Origin of the sequence: Lachnoanaerobaculum saburreum DSM 3986 (assembly GCF_000185385.1) — a bacterium.
Taxonomy (GTDB): Bacteria; Bacillota; Clostridia; order Lachnospirales; family Lachnospiraceae; genus Lachnoanaerobaculum; species Lachnoanaerobaculum saburreum.
Genome location: NZ_GL622296.1, coordinates 2,245,562 through 2,269,000, shown reverse-complemented (window position 1 = coordinate 2,269,000; position 23,439 = coordinate 2,245,562). Strand labels below are relative to the sequence as shown.

22 protein-coding genes are annotated in these 23,439 nt (G+C 37.7%); 21 read left to right on the top strand and 1 reads right to left on the bottom strand.

From position 1 onward, the window contains the following. Positions 1–40 precede the first annotated feature (40 nt). The 10 genes from argF (at position 41) to ftsZ (ending at position 10,670) form a co-directional block, all read left to right on the top strand. A complete protein-coding gene (gene argF, locus HMPREF0381_RS10360; RefSeq protein ID WP_008751931.1) occupies positions 41–988 on the top strand; it encodes an ornithine carbamoyltransferase in 948 nt (315 codons plus the stop codon). Continuing rightward, positions 978–1,265: a hypothetical protein gene (locus HMPREF0381_RS10355; protein WP_008751930.1), complete on the top strand. Its 288-nt coding sequence runs from the start codon at positions 978–980 to the stop codon at positions 1,263–1,265. The genes argF and HMPREF0381_RS10355 overlap by 11 nt, the downstream gene beginning before the upstream one ends. Before the next feature lie 145 nt (positions 1,266–1,410). After that, on the top strand, positions 1,411–2,346 hold the full coding sequence (rsmH, locus tag HMPREF0381_RS10350; RefSeq protein WP_008751929.1) for a 16S rRNA (cytosine(1402)-N(4))-methyltransferase RsmH: 936 nt from the start codon (positions 1,411–1,413) through the stop codon (positions 2,344–2,346). Next, positions 2,347–2,844, top strand: a complete 498-nt coding sequence (locus HMPREF0381_RS10345; RefSeq protein ID WP_008751928.1) for a cell division protein FtsL — start codon at positions 2,347–2,349, stop codon at positions 2,842–2,844. Between the two features lie 85 nt (positions 2,845–2,929). Then, the gene (locus tag HMPREF0381_RS10340; RefSeq protein WP_242824423.1) at positions 2,930–4,834 is read left to right on the top strand and encodes a peptidoglycan D,D-transpeptidase FtsI family protein; all 1,905 of its coding nucleotides are present in this window, start codon (positions 2,930–2,932) and stop codon (positions 4,832–4,834) included. 16 nt (positions 4,835–4,850) lie between these two features. Further along, on the top strand, positions 4,851–5,819 hold the full coding sequence (mraY, locus tag HMPREF0381_RS10335; RefSeq protein ID WP_008751926.1) for a phospho-N-acetylmuramoyl-pentapeptide-transferase: 969 nt from the start codon (positions 4,851–4,853) through the stop codon (positions 5,817–5,819). Positions 5,820–5,827: 8 nt separating this feature from the next. Next, positions 5,828–7,174 (top strand): UDP-N-acetylmuramoyl-L-alanine--D-glutamate ligase, encoded by a 1,347-nt coding sequence (murD, locus tag HMPREF0381_RS10330; protein ID WP_008751925.1) that lies wholly within the window; start codon positions 5,828–5,830, stop codon positions 7,172–7,174. A gap of 1 nt (position 7,175) precedes the next feature. Continuing rightward, positions 7,176–8,489, top strand: a complete 1,314-nt coding sequence (locus HMPREF0381_RS10325) for an FtsW/RodA/SpoVE family cell cycle protein (RefSeq protein ID WP_008751924.1) — start codon at positions 7,176–7,178, stop codon at positions 8,487–8,489. A 4-nt stretch (positions 8,490–8,493) separates the two neighbouring features. Next, entirely contained in the window at positions 8,494–9,192 is a 699-nt protein-coding gene (locus tag HMPREF0381_RS10320; RefSeq protein WP_008751923.1) for a cell division protein FtsQ/DivIB, read from the top strand. Between the two features lie 74 nt (positions 9,193–9,266). Beyond that, positions 9,267–10,670, top strand: coding sequence for a cell division protein FtsZ (ftsZ, locus tag HMPREF0381_RS10315; protein WP_008751922.1), 1,404 nt, complete (start codon positions 9,267–9,269; stop codon positions 10,668–10,670). A gap of 88 nt (positions 10,671–10,758) precedes the next feature. Here the strand turns inward: ftsZ and HMPREF0381_RS10310 are convergent, their stop codons facing one another. Next, entirely contained in the window at positions 10,759–11,523 is a 765-nt protein-coding gene (locus tag HMPREF0381_RS10310) for a type III pantothenate kinase (RefSeq protein WP_008751921.1), read from the bottom strand. Between the two features lie 142 nt (positions 11,524–11,665). On the opposite strand from HMPREF0381_RS10310, the gene coaBC reads away from it, so the two are divergent. The 11 genes from coaBC to HMPREF0381_RS10260 all read left to right on the top strand — a co-directional run bounded on the left by coaBC (position 11,666) and on the right by HMPREF0381_RS10260 (position 23,414). Next, complete coding sequence (gene coaBC / locus HMPREF0381_RS10305; protein WP_040461385.1) at positions 11,666–12,865, top strand: bifunctional phosphopantothenoylcysteine decarboxylase/phosphopantothenate--cysteine ligase CoaBC; 1,200 nt, start codon at positions 11,666–11,668, stop codon at positions 12,863–12,865. Next, positions 12,866–14,452: a peptide chain release factor 3 gene (locus HMPREF0381_RS10300; RefSeq protein ID WP_008751919.1), complete on the top strand. Its 1,587-nt coding sequence runs from the start codon at positions 12,866–12,868 to the stop codon at positions 14,450–14,452. Positions 14,453–14,462: 10 nt separating this feature from the next. After that, complete coding sequence (gene pepV, locus HMPREF0381_RS10295; RefSeq protein ID WP_040461839.1) at positions 14,463–15,866, top strand: dipeptidase PepV; 1,404 nt, start codon at positions 14,463–14,465, stop codon at positions 15,864–15,866. An 8-nt stretch (positions 15,867–15,874) separates the two neighbouring features. After that, positions 15,875–16,921 carry a methionine ABC transporter ATP-binding protein gene (locus HMPREF0381_RS10290; RefSeq protein WP_040461383.1) on the top strand — a complete coding sequence of 349 codons (1,047 nt, stop codon included), beginning with the start codon at positions 15,875–15,877 and terminating at the stop codon, positions 16,919–16,921. A 1-nt stretch (position 16,922) separates the two neighbouring features. Beyond that, the gene (locus HMPREF0381_RS10285; RefSeq protein ID WP_008751916.1) at positions 16,923–17,570 is read left to right on the top strand and encodes a methionine ABC transporter permease; all 648 of its coding nucleotides are present in this window, start codon (positions 16,923–16,925) and stop codon (positions 17,568–17,570) included. A 104-nt stretch (positions 17,571–17,674) separates the two neighbouring features. Next, complete coding sequence (locus HMPREF0381_RS10280; RefSeq protein WP_008751915.1) at positions 17,675–18,556, top strand: MetQ/NlpA family ABC transporter substrate-binding protein; 882 nt, start codon at positions 17,675–17,677, stop codon at positions 18,554–18,556. A 244-nt stretch (positions 18,557–18,800) separates the two neighbouring features. After that, complete coding sequence (locus tag HMPREF0381_RS10275) at positions 18,801–20,450, top strand: zinc ribbon domain-containing protein (RefSeq protein WP_008751914.1); 1,650 nt, start codon at positions 18,801–18,803, stop codon at positions 20,448–20,450. After that, complete coding sequence (locus HMPREF0381_RS10270; RefSeq protein WP_008752775.1) at positions 20,437–21,120, top strand: ATP-binding cassette domain-containing protein; 684 nt, start codon at positions 20,437–20,439, stop codon at positions 21,118–21,120. The genes HMPREF0381_RS10275 and HMPREF0381_RS10270 overlap by 14 nt, the downstream gene beginning before the upstream one ends. Further along, positions 21,121–21,816, top strand: coding sequence for an ABC transporter permease (locus tag HMPREF0381_RS15450; RefSeq protein ID WP_008751912.1), 696 nt, complete (start codon positions 21,121–21,123; stop codon positions 21,814–21,816). Next, a complete protein-coding gene (locus HMPREF0381_RS15445) occupies positions 21,782–22,312 on the top strand; it encodes a hypothetical protein (RefSeq protein ID WP_242824422.1) in 531 nt (176 codons plus the stop codon). Before HMPREF0381_RS15450 ends, HMPREF0381_RS15445 begins: the two co-directional genes overlap by 35 nt. Continuing rightward, a complete protein-coding gene (locus HMPREF0381_RS10260) occupies positions 22,290–23,414 on the top strand; it encodes a hypothetical protein (RefSeq protein WP_008751910.1) in 1,125 nt (374 codons plus the stop codon). Before HMPREF0381_RS15445 ends, HMPREF0381_RS10260 begins: the two co-directional genes overlap by 23 nt. The last annotated feature ends 25 nt before the right edge of the window (positions 23,415–23,439 follow it).

Here is a 23,439-nt window from a genome sequence, read left to right as displayed (position 1 = left end):
GTGTATAATAATAGATATAATGATTTAAGAGAGGTATATTATGAATTTATTTGGAAGAAATTTTCTCACACTGAAGGACTATACAAGAGAAGAGATAGAGTACTTGCTTGATTTGGCTGTGAAACTTAAGGTAGATAAGAAAAGGGGTATAACAGGTAACAGATTAAAGGGCAAAAATATTGCTTTACTGTTTGAAAAGCCGTCAACCAGAACAAGGTGTGCTTTTGTAGTAGGTGCAAGAGATGAAGGAGCTTTTCCCGAATACCTCGGAAAGGATGATATACAGCTTGGACATAAGGAAAGTGTAGCGGATACTGCAAGAGTGCTTGGCAGGATGTTTGACGGAATAGAGTTTAGAGGATTTAAGCATTCCACAGTTGAAGAACTTGCAAAATATGCAGGTGTGCCGGTGTGGAACGGCCTTACAGATGAGTACCACCCTACACAAATACTTGCGGATTTACTCACAATGAGAGAGTATTTCGGAAAGCTTGAAGGTTTAAATTTTGTATATGTAGGTGACGGCAGAAACAATATGGCAAATTCACTTATGATTGGAATGACAAAGCTTGGTGTGAATATGACAATCTTAGCGCCGAAAAGTCTTTATCCAAGTGATGAGCTTGTAAATCTTTGTAAGGGCTATGCAAAGGAGTCGGGGGCAAAGCTTAATATAAGTGATAATTTAGATGCGGTAGAAGGCGCTGATATAATCTATACAGATGTATGGGCTTCTATGGGAGAAGAGGAGAAGGCAAAGGAGAGAATAGAGCTTTTAAAACCTTATCAGGTCAATAAAGCACTGATGGATAAAACAGGAAAGGAAAGTACTATATTTATGCACTGCTTGCCGGCTGTAAAAGGCTATGAAGTCACTGAAGATGTTTTTGAAAGTGATAAATCGGTAGTATTTGATGAGGCTGAGAATCGTATGCACACTATTAAAGCAGTGATGGTAGCTACATTAGGTAAGAAAGATGACAGGTAGAAGAAGGCAAGGTTTTCTTTTTATAAGGGATATTTTGCATGTTGTATTGGCAATTGCCATTATTGTAATGGTAGTGTTTGCATTCCTTGCACCTGATAAATATGCAATATTTTTCCCTTTGGTTTTTTTATTATTTTCAATAAACTGTTTATTGGATGCGATAAAATATTTTAAGAATGAAGAGCATAACAAGTACAGCTTTATCAGAGCAACAGTAATGTCTATACTGTTTTTATTTATGCTTTTGATGTCAACAATCGGATTTTTGAACTTGTAATTAAATGCACTTGGAATGATATTTCCAAGTGCATTTAATCTTAAGAATATAAAAACTTGATTTTTTGACTACATTAGTCTAATATCTTAATAGTGCCGGATTATATAGATATGTCTACCGGTAATAAATAGGACGGTATTTTATTATGAATTTTAATCACAAATCAGTGCTGTTGGATGAAGTGATAGAATCTTTGAATATTAAGCCTGACGGTTACTATGTGGACGGTACTCTTGGAGGAGCAGGTCATGCCCTTGAGGTTATAAAAAGACTTAAGGGTGGCAGGCTTATAGGTATAGATCAGGATGCGGATGCTATAAAAGCGGCAACGGAGAGATTGATTGATTACAAAAATAGGGTTATAATAGTAAGAGATAACTATGTCAATATAGAGGATATATTGAAAAGAGAGGGTATCGACAAGGTTGACGGTATATATGTTGATTTGGGTGTGTCATCATATCAGCTGGATACGGCTGATAGAGGCTTTACCTACAGATTTGATGCACCGCTTGATATGAGGATGGATGACAGAAACGAGTTAAAGGCATCCGATATAGTCAATAACTATTCGGAGGCTGAACTTTTCCATGTCATAAGGGACTATGGTGAGGACAGATTTGCAAAGAATATTGCAAAACACATAGTAGAATACAGAAATAAAAAAAAGATTGAGACAACATTTGAATTGGTGGACATTATAAAGTCGGCCATTCCGATGAAGATACAAGTCACAGGCGGTCATCCTGCCAAGAGAACATTTCAGGCGATAAGGATAGAGTTAAACAAAGAACTTGAAGTGCTGAAAGACTCAATTGATGTAATGATTGAACTGTTAAAACCGGGTGGAAGATTGTCCGTTATCACATTTCACTCACTTGAGGACAGAATAGTGAAGCAGGCATTTAAAAAGGCGGAGTCGCCATGTGTTTGTCCGAAGAAATTTCCTGTATGTGTATGTGGGAATAAATCAAAGGGAAGAGTAATTACAAGAAAGGCTGTTTTGCCGAGCAAAGAGGAGTTGGAAGAAAATTCCAGAGCAAAAAGTGCTAAACTTAGAGTATTTGAAAAGGAAGTCTAAATGAAAGAAAATAATAAAAGAAAAAAGCAAGTTACAAGGAAAACCAATGTGGATACCGAGTATTATACTGAGGGCAATGTTGTAAGAAAGCTTGAAAGTGTATATCCGGATTTACAGCCGAAGGCCCCGGAAAAAGAATTACCGGGCAAAAAGGTAAGGAAAAACAAAGAAAGAGTACATTCTATGAATTTTCCTTATCTTGTTATGTTGTCTGTAGCAATGGTAGCGGTGTTGGGGCTTTGTGCAAACTATATTTCAGTACAGTCACGCCTGACTTCCACTATAAAGGAGACACAAAAAAACGAGTCAAAGCTTGAGAGTCTAAAGAATGAGAATGATTCGGTGGAAAATATGATTGCTACTTATGTGGATTTGGATCATATAAAAGATGTGGCTACAAATAAACTGGGTATGGTTTATGCAAAGAAAAATCAGGTTATAACATACGAAAAAACGGAAAATGAATATGTCAGACAATTCGATGAAATCCCAAGATAAAATTGGGACAAATAAAAAAAATAAGGGCGGAAGTGTTTCAAATCCCCCGGATATCCTGCAGCGAAGGCTTATCATCATTCTGATTATGATTGTTATAGCTTTCGCTGCATTGTTTATTAATATCCTTCTTTTACAGAGAAAAAAGGAAGTGGAATATAATCAGAAGATATTATCACAGCAAAGATATGATTCCAGAGATATACCATATAAAAGAGGGGATATTTTAGACAGAAACGGTACCTATATTGCAACAAGTGAAAAGGTTTACAATCTGATTTTGGATCCTAAGCAGATAAATACTGAGCAGGACAAGTACTTGAATGCATCTGTCGGTATATTAAAGGATGTGTTCGGTTATAATGAAGAGGAAATCAGGAAGACTATTGCAGACAAATCTGACAGTTCATATGTAAAATATGCAAATGATATTACATATGAGCAAAAGGTCGCCTTTGAAGAAAAGAAAGAAGAGTACAATAAGTGGTACAAGGACCACAAGAAAAATGAAAGTGTAAACGGTATATGGTTTGAGGAGAGCTATCAAAGAAAGTATCCGTACGGTTCTACCGCCTGCAATGTGCTTGGATTTGCCGGGAATGACGGAGACGGATATACCGGAATAGAGCAGTCATATAATGATGAACTTGTAGGTGTGTCAGGCAGAGAATATGGATATCTGAATGATGAGTCATCTCTTGAAAGAGTTATCAAAAACCCTACAGACGGCAACAAGGTGGTTTCCACTATTGACTTGAATATTCAAAAGATAGTGGAAAAACATATAAATGAATGGCAAAGTTCGGTGGGTTCAAATATGACGGCAGCTATAGTGATGAACCCCAATAACGGTGAGATACTTGCTATGGCGACAAGCAGAGCTTTTGACCTTAACAATCCCAGAGATTTGAACAATTATTATTCACCTGAGCAGCAGGCAGGTATGGATGATAAGGCAAAGGTAGATGCACTGAACAATATATGGAGAAATTATGCTGTCAGTGATACCTATGAACCGGGTTCCCCGTCAAAGGTATTTACTGTGGCTTCCGCCATGGAAGAGGGTGCCATAAACGGAAATGAGACTTATAACTGTCGCGGATTTGAAGAGATAGGCGGATGGAAGATAAGATGTGCCAACAGGAACGGACATGGTATAATTAATGTAACAGAGGCACTTATGGAATCCTGTAATGTTGCGATGATGGACATATCAAGGACTGAAGGCAGCCAAAACTTCTACAGATATCAAAAGGTATTCGGATTCGGTTCAAAGACCGCCATAGATTTGCCGGGAGAGGCGGATACAAGTACTCTTATACATACGGCAGACAATGCCGGAGCTACAGATCTGGCTACAAACTCATTCGGACAAAATTACAATGTCACAATGGTGCAGCTTGTATCGGCATATGCATCTGTTGTAAACGGCGGTTCATATTATAAGCCGCATATTGTAAAGCAGATTTTAAATCCGAAAGGTGCTATAATAAAGAACATCGAACCGGAACTTGTAAGAGAAACGGTTTCCGCACATACTACAGCATTTATCAATGAGGCACTTAGAAGAACCGTAGCTGAGGGTACAGGCAGTGCGGCGGCGGTAGCGGGGTATGATGTCGGAGGTAAGACAGGTACCGCGGAGAAATATCCCAGAGGAAACGGTAATTATCTGGTTTCTTTTATAGGAAGTGTACCGGCACAGAGTCCGGAGGTGGTGTGCTATGTGCTTATAGATACTCCGCATTTAGGAGATCAGGCGAGATCGGCTTATGCAAGTTCATTGTTTTCAAAGATTATGACTGAGGTGTTGCCTTATATGAATATATATTCAAATGTAGATGAAGATATTGATGTCAGCGCTTTCCCGTCGGCAGAAGGTATTTCAGATGCCAATACAGCCGGTGAGTCAAAGAGCTATTCTACAGAAGAAGTAATACCAAATGACGGAAAGAGTGATTTGCCGGGAGCGCCGGCCGGAGAGGGAGAATAAAGGATTTGGAGATAGTATGTTAAAAGATACATTAATTGCTTTACTTATAAGTTTTTTTGTTACCGCAACAGTCTGCCCGTTTTTTATACCGATCTTGCATAGACTTAAGTTCGGACAGATGGTAAGAGATGACGGACCGCAGGCACATCTGAAAAAAACCGGAACGCCTACTATGGGCGGTATAACATTTATGACAGGCATACTTTTTGCAAGTATTTTCCTGATACCGAGGTACAAAGAGGTCACTGTTGTATTTTTATTTACCATATCATATGGTATAATAGGGTTTTTGGATGATATGTTAAAAATCAGAAAAAAAAAGTCTGAAGGGCTTAAATCGGCTCAGAAGTTTATACTTCAGTTTATAGTAAGCACAATTTTTATAATATATCTGTTTAGAGTATACGGATTGGACTATGGTATACTTGTGCCGTTTACAGGTTCATTTGATACCGGTGTAGTGTTAAAACTTGGAATCATATGGATTCCTTTTGCACTTTTTGTAATACTCGGTACAGATAACGGTGTAAACTTCACAGACGGACTTGACGGACTTTGCTCATCGGTCACTGTTATTGTAGCAATATTTTTTATGCTGATCGGATTAAAGTCGGGCTTTAGTGTTACTCCCTTTACAGGTGCCGTAATAGGAAGCCTTATGGGATTTTTGATATTTAATGCATATCCGGCCAAGGTGTTTATGGGAGATACCGGCTCATTGGCTTTGGGAGGCTTTGTAGCATCATATGCTTTGATGTGTAAGATACCTGTTTTTATAGCGGTTATCGGATTTATATATATGATTGAGGTAATATCTGTTATTATTCAAGTGGGATACTTTAAGTCAACAAAGGGAAAGAGATTTTTTAAGATGGCGCCTATACACCATCACTTTGAACTCTGTGGCTGGTCTGAAACAAGAACTGTAACAGTTTTTAGTATAATTACCATAATACTTGGTGTGCTGGTTTATCTGTTTATGTAGGAGGCAATATGATCGGAGTCGCAGGCTTGGGAAAGAGTGGAATATCCGCCGCTAATTTACTTTTAAAAAACGGTGAAGAGGTAGTACTCTTTGACAGCAATAAAGAACTTGATAAAAATGTGGTTTTAGATAAGTTTGATAAGAAATATCATAATAAAATAAAGATTATTCTGGGTGACTTGAAAGCATCGGATGTAAAGGATATGGAATACTGTGTTATCAGTCCCGGAATTGATTTAGAGGTTGAATTTGTAAAAACATTAAAATCATGTAATGTCCCTGTTTGGAGTGAAATCGAACTTGGATATAAGTATTCACGGGGCGATTTGATAGCTGTTACAGGAACCAACGGTAAGACTACCACTACAGCTCTTGTGGGTGAGATAATGTCAAACTTTAAGGAAAGTTCATTTACTGTAGGGAATATCGGTATACCATATACAGATATTGCGGATAAGACAAATGAAAACACGGTTACAGTGCTTGAAACCTCATCATTTCAGCTTGAGACCGTCATAGATTTCAGACCGAAGATATCGGCGATCTTAAATATAACTCCGGATCACTTAAACAGGCATCATACTATGGAGAACTATATAAGAGTGAAAGAGGATATCAGCAAAAATCAGGATGAAAATGATTTTTGTATATTAAACTACGAAGATGCTGCATTAAGAGAGTTTGCAAAGAGGGTAAAAGCTAAGGTTGTGTTTTTCTCAAGTAAAGAAAGACTTGACAACGGATTTTACTTGGAAGGCGGATTTATTATGCACAGTGTAGACGGCAATTCTACAAAATTGCTTGATACAGGCAAATTGAATATACTGGGCAGACATAATTATGAAAACGTAATGGCGGCTACAGCTATAGCTTTTGTATATGGTGTACCACAGGATATCATTGTAAATACCTGCTATAACTTCCATGCGGTAGAGCATAGAATCGAGTTTGTAAAAGAAGTAAACGGGGTAAAATATTATAATGACTCTAAGGGTACAAACCCTGATGCGGCGATACAGGCAGTGCTTGCTATGCCGGCTGCCACCTATATTATAGGCGGCGGTTATGACAAGGGTTCAGAGTATGATGAGTGGATAGAGAGCTTCGGAACTAAGGTAAAGAAGCTTGTGCTGATGGGGGCTACCGCAAAGAAAATAGCCGATTGTGCAAAAAAACATGGATTTACCGATATAGAGATTGTAGAAAGCATGGAAGAGGCGGTAAAACTATGTGCAGGTGAGGCAAAAGCGGGAGAGTATGTACTTTTATCACCTGCCTGTGCCAGTTGGGGGATGTTCAAAAACTATGAGGAGCGTGGGAAGATATTTAAAGACTGTGTTAGGAATTTAGGATAATATGGCTGATGAAACAAAAACCCAAAAAGCCCCAAAAAGTGAACAGGAAAAAAAAGAACTTATAAAAAAAGTCAAAAAAAGCAAGATAAGAGTTGAAAAGACCGAAAATACCAAGAAAGATAATAAAGAGAAAAAAAATACAAATGAGCAAAAGCGGGTAAAAGAAGCCGATAAAAGTAAAGAAAAAAGTCGAGCTATATACTATGACTACAGTTTGATATTTATGATTTTATTTTTATTGGTTTTTGGAGTAATAATGATTTACTCTGCAAGTTCCTATACTGCCGGAATAAAGTTTAAGGATTCCGCTTACTTTGTAAAAAATCAGCTCAAATATATGGTAGTCGGATTTTTTGTATTGATAGTTATGGCAGTGATTCCCTATAAAATATGGATAAAAACCGCATGCATCTGGTATGGTGCAAGTGTAGCACTTTCAGCATTGGTTTTTATTATAGGAAGGCAGGCTCATGGTTCCAAGAGATGGATTGCTGTCGGACCGATAAGATTTCAGCCCTCCGAGCTTGTTAAGTTTTCCATCATATTATTTATTACTTACTACTTGATAAGATTTAAAGACGATTTTTATTCAAGTAACAGAAAAGATATGGAAAAAAGATTGGGTATACTGTTCTTACTTGTATGTGTTCCGGTTTTGCTGGTAGCTGTAGCAAATTTAAGTACTGCAATAATTATTTTTTTGATAGCTTTCAGTATGAGTTATATGGGTACTTCAAACAGAAGATTGTTTGCAGGCGGTATTGTTGCAATTGCAGGAATGCTGGCAGGTGCCAAACCTTTTGTAAGGTTTCTGTATTCAAAAGGTTTTAGAAACTATCGTATTATGAGACTGCTTGTGTGGGCGGAACCTGAAAAATTCAGCAGAGACGGCGGATACCAGGTGGTTCAAGGACTTTATGCTATAGGATCCGGTGGGATATTCGGAAAAGGTTTGGGACAGGGAATGCAAAAATTCTTTATACCGGAGGCACAAAATGATATGATTTTTTCTATAATAGTGGAAGAGTTCGGGCTGGTAGGAGTACTGATGATACTGGCTATATTTGCTTTCATTATAAGGAGGATGTTGATAATAGCGTTTTCTGTAAAGGATTTAGGAGGACGTTATATTGTTATAGGTGTGGTTATACATTTGTCATTACAGGTAATACTGAATATAGCGGTTGTTACAGGAGTAATGCCCAATACCGGAGTATCACTTCCTTTTATAAGCTATGGAGGCAGTTCAATAGTAGTATTATTGGCCGAAGTCGGGTTGGTGCTTAGTGTTGCCGGAACTATAAAGACGGAATGATGATATGAAGAGAATATACATTGTTTTATTCATTATTGCCGGTATAATTTTGGGAATTTATTCTGTAAAAATAGAAAACTTCAACTTCGGAGGTAATACCAGATATACCAATGAAGAGATGAAGGCAATGCTTTTTCCGAATGATTTTTCAAAAGTGACACTTTATAATGTTGTCAGAAGTAAGCTGAAGAGAAAGTACAACATACCTTTTATCCAAGGGGTGGACATATATGTAACAGGTTTACACAGTGCGGACATTATCGTCTATGAAAAGAGTATAGTAGGCTGTGTAAAATATATGAGCTCATATATGTATTTTGATAAGGACGGTATTGTGGTAGAGAGTTCAAATACGCTTTTATACGGAATACCTGTTATAGACGGGCTGGATTTCGGCAGGATTGTACTGTATGAGAAGCTTCCTATATCTAATGAGAATGTTTTTAAGGATATGCTTGATATCACACAGGTTCTGGTAGGATATGGGATAAATGTAGACAGGATTACAATATCATCAGACAATAATATTACTCTTTATATGGGCAATATTGAAGTTTATTTGGGAGACTCAAGTGAGCTTAACGGAAAAGTCGGTGAACTGAGAGATATATGGGGGAAAATAAAGGATTTGTCAGGCACACTTTATTTGGATAATTACAATCCTTTAAAGGACAATACTACATATACTTTTAAAAAAAAATAAGTTGATATTTGAAACAAAAACCTTTATTATAGGGTGAGAGTTTGCAAGTGTAGCGGTACAGGAGGAATATATCTGTGTTAGAAATAAATAAGCCGGTAAATGAGAACGCAGCGAAGATTATCGTAGTCGGTGTCGGAGGTGCCGGAAACAATGCCGTAAATAGAATGATTGATGAAAATGTGGAGGGGGTAGATTTTATCGGTGTCAATACCGATAAACAGGCTCTGGTAAACTGTAAAGCCGGAACTATTATCCAGATAGGTGAGAAGCTCACAAAAGGGCTTGGTGCAGGTGCAAAGCCTGAGGTAGGTGAAAAGGCGGCAGAAGAGAATATAGAAGATATAACAAATAAGCTCAAGAATGCAGATATGGTATTCGTTACCTGCGGTATGGGCGGCGGTACCGGAACAGGTGCATCACCGGTTATTGCAAGAGCTTCAAAGGAGCTTGGTATACTTACAGTAGGAGTAGTGACAAAGCCTTTCCCGTTTGAGGGAAGACAGAGAATGAAGAATGCTTTGGCAGGTATAGAGAATCTGAAGCAGTATGTGGATACTCTGATTGTAATACCGAATGAAAAATTGCTTCAGATAGTAGACAGAAAGACTACTATGCCTGATGCACTGAAAAAGGCTGATGAAGTATTGCAACAAAGTGTTCAGGGTATTACCGATCTTATCAGTGAGACCGCTATTATCAACCTTGACTTTGCAGATGTTCAGACTGTAATGACAGGCAAGGGGCTTGCACATATCGGTATCGGTTATGGAACAGGTGACAACAAAGCACTTGATGCCGTTAAGGCTGCCGTTTCGTCACCGCTTCTTGAGACCAGTATTGATAATGCTACTCATGTACTTATTTCAGTATCGGGAGATATCAGTCTTATTGAGGCATATGAAGCAACTGACTATGTGAGGGAACTTGTAAGTGAAGAGGCCAATATTATCTTCGGTGCTTCATGTGATGATACCGAACCTGACAGCGTGAAGATTACAGTTATTGCTACAGGTGTGACTACAGCGGTTAATGATACTCCGGTAGGTGAGCTTATCAGAGATGTTAATACCAAGCATCAAAACAGTATGCAAAAGAGAAATGAACAGCAGTTTTCTCAGAATATAAATACTGCAAATGTACAGCCTCAGATTCCGCAGGAGCAGCCACAGAGCAATTATCCGCAGAATAATGTGCAAGGTTTTGGTGAAGGCAATTACTCGGAAACAAGCTATGGCGGATATACCGGAAATTACGGAACATATCAAGCCGATACAAGCGCTCAGCCGACTAATCAGGGTATGGGCAATCAGAGGGTAAATACTCAGCCGGTAAACAATCAGCCTATGAATAATCAAAACGGATATGTCGGAGGCTATACTTATGGTCAGCAGTCAGGTATCACACCTGTCAGACCGACGGTCAGACCGCATGGAGATGCCAAAATAAATGTACCGGATTTTTTAAAGAGAAAGAAATAAGGATATTTAAGCCTTGGAAAGATAAGAAGTTTTCCAAGGCTTTTTTGATATTTCAAATAATACCACCGGCTAATCCGGTGGTATTATTTTATTGATTTTTGATATAAAGTTTTAACAGCCCCTTTAAGAGCAAATTGTCATCTACTATAATATCATGCTTACAAAGCGGCGTGACAAAGGGGGCAAGACCGCCTGTGGCAACTACATTCAGTTTTTGACCAAGTTCTTCTTCCATTCGAGAGATGATGCCGTCCATCATGCCGGCATGACCGAAGAGTATACCGCTTCTCATACTGTCAACAGTATTTTTTGCTATCACCTTCTTTGGTATATCAAGGTTTACTTGTGGAAGCTGAGCGGTTTTTGAGCTGAGTGTATCAAGTGAGATGCGAAGTCCGGGATGTATGATGCCGCCTATATAATTACCGTGTATATCAACTACAGAGATAGTGGTAGCCGTACCCATGTCAATGACGGCAAGAGGCAGGGGGTATTCAGACATAGCGGCTATTGCATCAACTATCATATCGGATCCTACTGATTTAGGATTGTCCATAAGTATATTAAGGCCTGTCTTCATACCGGATTCTACAAGCATACATTCGATACCGAGTATTTTCTTTACAGCATTTTTTACGGTAATATTAAGCGGCGGTACTACACTTGAGAGTATCGCACCCTCTATATCTTTTACCTTTACACCATGTATATCGAGTATACCTTTGATATACATAGAGTATTCCAGCTCCGTTCTGGTAGTATGTGTGGTGATTCTTTCAAGAAAATATATCTGCTTATTGTCAATTCCACCTACTACAATATTTGAGTTACCCATATCAATTGCTAATATCATAAAATTGTCCTTCTTTATAAAATAAAAGCTTATATAAAATAAAAACTTTGTATTAAAGTATACTAATCTATCTTATTGCTTGCAATAATAAAATAGCGTATAATCGGTAAGTATGATATTCAATAAGGATTTTGGAGGCTTTATGCTGGAAAATAAAAATATATTACTTGGAGTTACAGGAGGGATTGCAGCATATAAGATTGCAACGCTTGCAAGTATGCTAAAAAAGCAAAAGGCAAATGTAAAGGTGATTATGACTGAGAATGCTGCAAAGTTTATTACACCGATGACATTTGAGACGTTGACTGCAAATAAGGTATATATAGATACATTTGACAGAAATTTTGAATTTAAGGTAGACCATATAGAGCTTGGGAAGTGGGCGGATGTTTTCCTTATTGCACCTGCGAGTGCGGATGTGACAGGTAAGCTTGCAAACGGTATTGCAGATGATATGCTGACAACTACAGCACTTGCAATGAGATGCCCTATAGTAATTTCGCCGGCTATGAATACAACTATGTATGAAAATAAGATAGTAAGACATAATATGATGAAGCTTAGAACCTACGGTATGGAAGTTATTTTGCCTGACAGCGGTCATCTGGCCTGCGGTGACAGCGGAGCCGGAAAGATGCCGCAGCCCGAGATGCTTTTAGAACATATCAAAAAAGCGGTTTATAAGGAAAAGGATTTGACAGGCAAAAAGGTATGTGTAAGTGCAGGTCCGACAAGAGAGGCTATTGATCCGGTGAGATATATTTCCAATAACTCCACCGGAAAGATGGGTGTTGAACTTGCAAAGATGGCGGCATACAGAGGTGCCAAGGTAACTTTGGTAATCGGCCCCTCTGATGTATTTGTACCGGATTTTATCACGAGGATAGATATAGAGTCGGCAAAGGACATGTATGATGAGATAATGAAAATATCCGACTCACAGGATATTATTATAAAGGCTGCCGCAGTGGCTGATTATACACCTGCAAAATACAGTGATGAGAAAATAAAGAAAAGGGATACGGACTTATCTATAGAACTTTCAAGAACTAAAGATATTTTAAAAGAACTTGGCAAGAGAAGGGCTGACAATCCTAAAAAGCAGTTTTTATGCGGATTTTCTATGGAAACGGAAAATATGGAAGCAAACTCAAAAAAGAAGTTGAAAAGTAAAAATGTAGATATGATCGTTGCAAATAATGTAAAGGTTGAAGGTGCAGGCTTTGGAACCGATACAAATGTAGTTACCATATTTACAAAGGATAAAGAGATAATACTTGATAAGCTGTCCAAACTTGAGGTGGCAAAGAAGATATTTGATGAGATAGTGAGGAATTTTTAAGTGAATTTTGAAGAGATAAGTAAGAGAAGAACATTTGCTATAATATCACACCCTGATGCGGGAAAGACAACGCTTACAGAGAAGTTTTTGCTCTATGGCGGGGCTATAAACCTGGCAGGAAGTGTAAAGGGAAAAAAGACAGCCAAGTATGCAGTCAGTGACTGGATGGAGATAGAAAAAGAGAGAGGTATTTCTGTAACATCTTCAGTTATGCAGTTTAACTATGAGGGATTTTGCATAAATATACTTGATACACCGGGACATCAGGACTTCTCTGAAGATACATACAGAACTTTGATGGCGGCTGATTCGGCAGTGATGGTAATAGATGCCGGCAAGGGCGTTGAGGCACAGACAATCAAATTATTTAAGGTCTGTGTTATGAGAAAGATACCTATATTTACTTTTATAAATAAGCTTGACAGAGAGGCAAGAGATCCTTTTGAACTTTTAGACGATATTGAGAGTGTACTGGGTATAAGGACTTGCCCTGTGAACTGGCCTATAGGTTCAGGCAAGAATTTTAAAGGTGTATATGACAGACAGACAAAGCAGATAAATAAGTTTACAGCAGCCAATGCAGGTATGAAGGAAGTAGATACACAACTTATTGAACTTGATGACAGTAAACTTGATGACTACATCGGTTTTGACTATGCGGATATACTAAGAAATGATATAGAACTTTTGGACGGTGCCAGTGACGAACTTGATATGGATAAGGTGTCCGTAGGTGAACTTAGTCCGGTATTTTTCGGTTCCGCCCTTACAAATTTCGGTGTGCAGACCTTTCTTGAGCATTTCCTTAGGATGACTTCATCACCGTTAAAGAGAAAAACACATGAAGGATATGTTGACCCTATGAAGGATGAGTTTTTCTCGGCATTTGTATTTAAGATACAGGCAAATATGAACAAGGCACATAGGGACAGAATTGCTTTTATGAGGATATGTTCAGGTGAGTATGATGCAGGTATGGAAGTTATTCATGTTCAGGGAAATAAAAAAATCCGACTCAATCAGTCCACACAGATGATGGCGGATGAGAGAAAGATAGTGGAAAAGGCGTATGCGGGAGATATTATAGGAGTATTTGACCCGGGAATCTTCGGCATCGGTGATACTTTGACCACTGTAAATAATGTAGAGTTTGAGGGTATTCCTACATTTGCTCCTGAGCATTTTGCCAGAGTGCGTCAGGTGGACACTATGAAGAGAAAACAGTTCTTAAAAGGTGTCTATCAGATAGCACAAGAGGGTGCAATCCAGATTTTCCAGGAGTATAATACGGGAATGGAAGAGATAATAGTAGGAGTGGTAGGTGTATTGCAGTTTGAAGTGCTGACTTACAGACTGAAGAATGAATATAATGTAGATGTAAAACTTGATAAACTGCCTTATGAGCATATAAGATGGATTGACGAATCATCTACTGTAGATATCGATAAGATTCAAGGCACAAGTGATATGAAAAAAATTAAAGATCTTAAGGATCGTCCGCTGCTTATCTTCACACATCCATGGAGTGTAAGAATGGTTGAAGAAAGGAATGAAGGACTGATACTTAGTGAGTTTGGAAAAAACTAGAAAGGAAAATATGAGAAAATATAGAGAAGAGATAGAAAAGTATATAGAAGAGCATCAGGATGAAATGGTGGAGGATATAAAAAGGCTTTGCTCAATAGACAGTGAGAAAAGTGAGTATGTAGAGGGAGCTCCGTTTGGAGACGGACCAAGAAGAGCACTTGTTTTGGCACTTGATATGGCGGAAAAGTACGGTTTTGAAATTACAAACTATGACAACTATGCCGGTGCCATAGACTTAAATAAAAAAGAAAAGGGACTTGATATATTGGCACATCTTGATGTTGTACCTGCCGGTGAGGGTTGGAGTATAACAAATCCGTTTGAGCCGAAGGTGGTAGACGGCAAAATTTACGGTAGAGGAACATCTGATGACAAGGGACCCGCCATAGCGGCACTGTATGCACTTCGTGCCATAAAAGATCTCGGTATTCCGGTAAGAAAGAATACAAGACTTGTACTTGGAACAGATGAGGAATGTGGAAGTGCCTGTATAAAGTATTATTACACCAAGGAAAAACAGGCACCTATGACATTTTCACCTGACGGAGAGTTTCCGGTAGTCAATATAGAAAAGGGACAACTTCAAGGAGAGTTTTTAGCAACTTTAGAGGACAAAGGAGATAAAAGACTTGTAAGTATTGAAGCCGGAACAAAGGTAAATGTGGTACCGCCTAAGGCAAAGGCTGTAATAGAGGGCTTTTCTGTTGATGAAGTGGAAAAAGAGGCAAAGAAGGTAACTAAGGAGACAGGTATAAAATTTGCCTATGACCTTGAGCCGGTATTTGAAATTACGGCAATGGGTAAAAATGCTCACGCATCTACTCCTCAAATGGGTAATAATGCCATAACAGGATTGCTTGAGCTGCTTTCAAGACTTAAGTTTTCACACTCAAAGAAAATAGAAACCATAAAGAAGTTATATAAGCTGATGCCGCATGGTGATACAAGAGGTGATGCACTCGGTATTGCCGTCAAAGATAAAAAAAGCGGTGAACTTACACTGGCTTTTTCAATGCTTAGCCTAAAAGCAGACAGATTACATGGATTCTTTGACTGTAGAATACCTGTAAGCGGTGACGGAGATAAGATACTTAAAACTGTAAGAGATAAATTTAAGGACATTGATGTGGAGCTTTTGAATGACAGTGTGAAATTGCCGCATGAGGTGGATGCCGATTCACCTTTTGTAAAGACACTTCTTTCAATATATGAGGACTACACAGGACTTAAGGGAGAATGTATTGCAATGGGTGGAGGAACCTATGTGCATGATATAGAAAACGGTGTTGCTTTCGGTGCGGTATTCCCCGGAACTGATACAAAGATGCATGGTGCAGACGAGTTTGTAGTGATAGATGAGCTTGTAGCGGCGGCAAAAATATTTGCACAGTCAATAGCTGAACTGTGTGGGTAAGGGGGCATATGGATGTTATTGTAAGTTTAAAGAGCATGGGCAAGGTCTTTCATACAAAGAACGGCGATGTCAAAGCTCTTGATAATATCAATCTGGATGTCGGCAGAGGCGAGATATTCGGAATAATAGGTCTTTCAGGTGCAGGAAAGTCTACACTTGTAAGATGTATCAATTATCTTGAGATACCTACTGAAGGAGATGTTTTCTTTGAGGGTAAAGCTCTTAAGAGTATGAGTGAACTTCAGATAAGAAGAGTCAGAAGAGATATGGGCATGATATTCCAACAGTTTAATCTGCTTTCACAGAGAAATATCTTGGATAATGTCTGCTTTCCTTTAGAAATAAGCGGAGTGTCAAAGGCTAAGGCAAGGCAAAGAGCAAAGGAGTTGTTAAGCCTTGTAGGTCTTTCAAACAGGGAAAAGGCATATCCTGCACAACTCTCAGGAGGGCAAAAGCAAAGGGTAGCGATTGCAAGGGCGATTGCCACAAATCCGAAGTTATTATTATGTGATGAAGCCACCTCAGCACTTGACCCCAATACTACAGGGCAGATTTTAGAGCTTATAAAGGATATCAATAAAAAGATGGGGATTACCGTAATAGTAATTACTCATGAGATGAAGGTTATTGAAAGTATCTGTGACAAGGTGGCAATTATTGAAAACAGTAAGATTGCAGAGGTCGGCAAGGTTGAAGATATATTTGCCAATCCGCAGTCTGATATAGGAAAGAAGCTGATACTTGGTGATGTAATAGAGAGAAGGGAAATAGTCTCAGGGGTTAAGCTTAGAATTGAGTTTGACGGCAGAAGTTCATTTGAGCCTGTGCTTTCAAATATGATTTTATCCTGTGGTATTCCTGTAAATATACTGTATGCACAGACTAAGGATATCGGCGGCAGTGCATACGGACATATGATTATTCAAATATCGGGTGAAGAAGAAGCTCAAAGGGCAAAGAGATATTTGGACGGAATAAAGATAAAATACCATGAAATTGATTTTCCCGATAAGGATAATGAAAAAATAAGTCTTGAAAAGAGAAAGGAGTATTAGTATGGTTTCAATGATTTTGACAGGTTTGTATGAGACTTTGCTGATGACTGCCGCCTCTTCATTCTTTTCATATGTGATAGGTATTCCGCTTGGAGTTATTTTGGTGGTCAGTGACACAAACGGTATCAAGCCTATGCCTGTACTGAACGGTGTACTGGGTTCTGTCATAAACTTGATAAGGTCTGTACCTTTTATGATTTTACTTATTATGGTTATACCGCTTACAAGACTGATGGTAGGTACTTCTATAGGACCTGTTGCGGTTATTCCGCCTCTTGTGATTGCGGCTGCACCGTATATTGCCAGAATGGTGGAGTCTTCGCTAAAAGAAGTTGATGCAGGAGTAATTGAGGCTGCAAAGTCTATGGGTGCAAGCAATATGCAAATTATATTTAAGGTGCTTTTGCCTGAATCAAGACCTTCACTTTTGGTAGGTGCGGCTATATCGGTGACTACTATTTTAGGATATTCCGCAATGGCGGGATTTACAGGCGGAGGAGGCCTCGGTACTATTGCCATCAACTACGGTTACTACAGATATCAGACTGATATTATGTTTATCACTGTAGCTATTTTGGTTATACTTGTACAGATAATACAGGAAATATTTATGAGAAGCTCAAAACGCTGTGATAAGAGAGTAAAATAACAGGTTATAAGAAAAGACTATAAACATACCGAGTATAAGGGATTGACAGAATATTGTTTTTAGTCTATACATTGTATATAAGAAAATAACGGAGGAGAATATATATGAAGAAAAGAATATTATTGGCATTAGGTTTGACATCACTGCTTGTTTTGGCAGGATGTGGAAAGAAGGCGGCAGATACAACAACTTCAAGCGAAAGTACAAGTGAGAGTGTAGGCGAGTCATCAAGTGAGAGTGCATCTGCAAGCAAAGAGTTAAAGACAATCACTGTCGGAGCATCTCCTGCACCGCATGCCGAGATACTTGAGGCTGCGAAGCCGGTTTTAAAAGAAGAGGGATATGACCTTAAAATTGTTGAGTACAATGACTATATTCAGCCGAATGTAGCACTTGATTCAAAGGAACTTGATGCAAATTACTTCCAGCATTATCCATACCTTGAAAACTTCAACAAAGAGCATAATACAACTTTAGTTTCAGCCGGTGCAATCCACTATGAGCCTTTCGGTATCTATGCAGGAAAGACTGCCACACTTGATGCACTTAAGGACGGTGCTAAGGTTTCAGTACCAAATGATGCTACAAATGAGGCAAGAGCCTTGCTTTTACTTGAGGCAAACGGACTTCTTAAATTAAAAGAGGGTGTAGGAATCAATGCTACGAAGCAGGATATTGTAGAGAATCCTAAGAATCTTGATATTCAGGAGATTGAAGCCGCACAGGTTGCAAGAACACTTGGTGATGTTGATATAGCTGTTATAAACGGTAACTACGCAATACAGGCCGGACTTAAGGTAAGTGATGCACTTGCAATCGAAGATTCAAAGTCAATTGCAGCTACAACATATGCAAATATTATTGCTGTAAGAGAGGGAGATGAGAAGTCCGATGCAATACTTGCACTTATAAAGGCGCTTGAGAGTGATACTGTAAAGAAATTTATAGAAACCAAGTACAATGGAGCGGTTGTACCGATGTTCTAATCTATGAGGGCATTATCCGATATGCTTGTCCGCCTTGACCTCTGATTTGATAAACAAATGGGTGAATGCAGACACCAAAGCTATAGCGGAGGGATTCGGATTTTAATAAAAAAACCTTTGGTTATTTGCCGAAGGTTCTTTTTATATCTGATAAAATACGATTTGTAATGAAAAAAGATATAAAATATAGTAAAATAAATATACAAGTATTTTATTATTCATAGAGATTTTGGGAGGATATTTTATGAATTGCAAAAAATGTAATGCACATTTAGAACCTGATGAGATGTTCTGTGCAAATTGCGGAGAAAAGAACCCTGATTATAAGCCGGCAGGTGAAAGTGCTTTTGACGGATATGATGAAGGAACAAAGAAGAAAAAGAAACCTGTAGCTTTAACAGTCGGAGTTTTGGCGGCAGTTGCAGTTGCAGGAGCCGTATTTGCGGGAGCAGGTGTTGTAAAGAGTATATTTACTTCACCTAAAGATCAGTTTAAGGCTGCGATACAAAAAGAGTCCGATTCTGTAATAGGTTATGTCGGAAAGTCTATAGACAGAATGAAGGAAAGATACAAATCATACAAAGACGGATACAATACAAACGGTATTATGAGTTTGGAGCTGTCTGATAAGGGAAAGGATTTTTTAACATCTGAGTTACCATATTCTATGGATGATATCAATTGGTTTGACAGTGCACAAATAGAATACAACGGAAATATTACACTGGATGATATGGATATCGAGTTGAATATGAAGTTGAATAAAAAGAATCTTTTTAAGATAGATGCATATATGAGTGATAAAAATATGCAGGTAAAATTACCTGAATTCTCAGATAATGTACTTACATTTGATACAAATAAATTATCCGGAAATATCGGACATATGGGAAGATTCAATGCTTTTGAAACATTGGGTATGAATGCTATGTTTGCAGAGGCTCTTCCCGATTCAGCCAAGCTCAAAAAGATTACGGATAAGTATACAAAGATTTTTCTTGAAAATATAGATAATGTAGAAAGGTCTTCAGACAGTGTAGAGGCACAGGATGTGAGAGTAAAGGCTACAAAACTTACAGCACATATATCGGAGGATAAATTAAAAGATATTAAAAAAGATATTCTTAATAAAGCACTTGATGATGACGAGCTCAAAGAAGTGATTATAAACTGTGGAGATGCATACGGAAAATTATCGGATAACGGAATATCAGGTAAGGATGCATATGATGAATTCAAAAGTATTGCAGAGCTTGAGCGTGAATATGCCGACAGTGAACAGTTTAACGACCTTGAGTGCAGTGTATGGGTTTCAGGTAAGAAGGTTGTAGCAAAGGAATTGGTTGTAGACAATCAGACAATAATGGAGTATAAGACTCCTGTAAATAACTCAAAGCTGGGGGTTGAAATCAATATAAGTGACGGATATAATACGGCAAGTCTTACAGGTAGGGGTAAGATAAAGAACTCTGTTTTGATCGGAGATTTTGATATTACATATTCAGGACAAACTTTGAGTATCGGTGTCAACAGAATAGATTTTAAAAAGTTGAAAAACGGATATATGGATATGGACTTTGATGTGGCGGCTGTAACCTACAGTGATATAGCGGACTACAGTGTAGGTGTAATTATACAGGAGGACACAAATAAGAACTCGGTTATTTTAAGTCTTATGAAAGATGACGACAGTCTTTTAAGATTTGCTATAGATGATGCAACAGGCAAATTCAAAAAGCCGAACGAGCTTGACGGAAAGAAACTTGACTTTGCCGAAGATACGGATTTACAGGAGTACGGACAAAGCTTTGATAAGGACAAACTCACAGACAGGTTAAGGCAGGCGGGAGTCCCAAGCGAGTATGTGGATGAGTTGGAAGATGAAATCAAGTAGTATAGATATAGTAGGACTAAAGAAAAGATACGGCAAAAGAGATATTCTGAAAGGAGTAACTCTTAATATAGAGTTTGGCAGTTGCATAGGGATTTTAGGAGGGAATGGTAGTGGAAAGACTACCATTCTCTCTATATTGGCAGGAATAACTGATGCAGATGAAGGAGAGTTTATCTGTGAGGATTATGATCTTTTAAAGGATGATAAAAGGAGAAGATTTCTTGTAGGAATAATACCTCAGTGCAATCCTCTTATAGAGGAACTTTCGGGCAAGGATAATCTTTTGCTTTGGCATGACAGGAAATATTTGGATATGAGTGCAAAAGAGGGAATAATAAAAGAACTTGGTATTACAAAATTTATAAACAAAAGAGTATCTACTTTAAGCGAGGGTATGAAAAAGAGACTTTCAATAGCCTGTGCTGTAAAGAAGCATTCAAAGATATTGCTTATGGATGAGCCCGGTGCGGCACTTGATATTGTGGCAAAGGAGATAATACATGAGTATATAAAAAAATTTACTGATATGGGAGGAATAGTCATACTTGTAACACATGATGAAGGCGAGCTTAATCTATGTGACAGGCATTATATTTTAAAGGATGGCGTACTTAATGAATACCGCTTTGACGGCAATATAAAAAATCTTGCAAAATTGATAGGTGATTAGATGTTTAAGTCTTATCTTTTGATTCAAATAAAGAGATTGTTTCAAGTACTTCCTATGGCTCTTTTATTTAATTTTTTGACAATAGCAGGTATTTGCGGTATTTTTGCTTTGAAAATCGGTACGACAAGTAAGTCACAAAGCAGGATAGGAGTAGGTATAGTAGGGAGTATTGAAAATAAATATATGAAGCTTGGAGTGGAGATGCTAAATAACATGGATGCTTCAAGGTTTTCAATAAAGTTTATAAATATGGACGAGACTGCGGCAAAAAAATCTTTGAAAGCCGGTGAGATAATAGGATATTTTAAAATAGATAAGGATTTTATAGAAGCGCTTGAAAAAGGAGAGAACAGACCTGTAGAATATATAAGTTCGGGAGCAGGTATGATAAGTGCTTTGTCAAAGGAGGTTGCATCTGTTTTTTCAACACTTTTAGTGAACTCTGAAAGAGCAATCTATGCAACGGATAATTATCTGATTGATCATCCGCAGGTATATAACAGAGAGAGGGCAAATACCGAGTTTAATATAGAGCTTTTAAAGAATGTAATGAGCAGGGGAAAAATATATGATGTAAAAAGTATTGATACAGTTAGCGGACTGTCAGATACGGATAATTATATTTGCGGTATGAGCGTTCTTTTTATGATGCTTACAGGGCTTGGACTTGGAGGACTGCTTTGTAGAAAAAAATGAAAGTCTTTTAAGAGTATTGAAATCAAGAGGGCTTTCATACGGTGATTCACTTATTGCAGATATGTTTGTAATAAGCCTATATATAATTTTAACAGTGCTTATATTTACAGGCGGTATGGCTTTGACAGGTGCGATTTTACCTGGGAATTATAATTCTGTAAATTTATTTGAATATTGTAAAGATATAGTTTTTTTGTCTGTTATGTTTGCCTCAATGCACTTATTTATATATGAGATAATATATAAAAGGATTGTTGCTGTACTTACAGAGCTGTTACTTGGTATTTCACTTGGGTATATAGGAGGATGTATATATCCTATAAGCTTTTTTCCTGATATTATAATGAAACTTTCAATATTTTTGCCTTCAGGTGCAGGAATACAGGTGCTTAGTGACGGTATGGGATATAGTGCAGATATTTTTTGCTTTATAATTATACTTGTATACAGTATCTTATTTATCGGAGGGGTATATGCTTTGCGAAATAAAAGATAATATCCGAACAATAAAAAGATGGTATATAGCATTAAACAAAAGACTTTTAAAAAGGGCGGAGTTTATCATAATGCTTTTATCATTGCCTTTGCTTGTACTTGGTATAATGTCTGTATCCAAGCAAAAAAAGGGATTGCTTGATATCGGAATTGTAGCAGGTAATTTAAGTAACAGTGATGTAAGAGCGGTTGTAAATAAGCTTAAGAGTGAGAAGAGTGTACTTGACTTTGAAGTTTATGAAGACGAACAGCTTGCAAAGAAAAAACTGCAAAGAGGAAAGCTTGATATTATATGGGTACTTCCGGATTCACTTGATGATATCGGAGATAAAAGTATAGAGGTAATTCAAGGCAATGACTCTACCATAAACAGTATCGCAAGAGAAAAGCTGTATGCCGTACTGTATCCTTATATTGCACACTGTGAGTATATAAAATATATGAAAAAAATCAATATAAGTGATACTGATATACTTGATAAATATTTTAACAATATAAACATAGAGGATGATTTTATAAAGTTTGAAGGTGTAAACGGAAAGAGTCCCTACGAGGAACTTGACTATATAACATATCCTATAAGGGGTTTTATGTGTATATGGCTGTTTGTAGGCAGCTTGACTGCCAATATCTATTTTTTGAGTGATGAAAAAAACGGACTTTTTTCTATGACTGACAGGAAACTTATGAGAGTAATTGCACCGGTTTACAGTATAGGTATTTCAACCAATCTGGCAACGGTAATGCTTTTGACTTTGTTTTTGACAAGACAGGTAAAAGATCTTTTGATTGAGATAAGTGCAATGTTTCTGATTGTGACTTCATTTATACTGATTACCGATATACTTAGAAATTGTTTTAAAAGAAGTGAAATATTGGAAGCCTTAATCTTTCCCCTTGTTTTATTTTTGGTTATTTTTGCACCTGTAATATTTGATGTGAGAGTTTTCGGAATTAGGTTTATTACAAATTTAGATCCTATATACTACTATTTGAGTATGGTTGAAGACGGGAGTTTTTATGAATTTGTTCTGTTTGTTATAGGATTGCTGACGGTAGACAGATTTATCTGTTACTTACGAAATATGATAACAAAATTATGATTATATAATTATGATATACTTAATA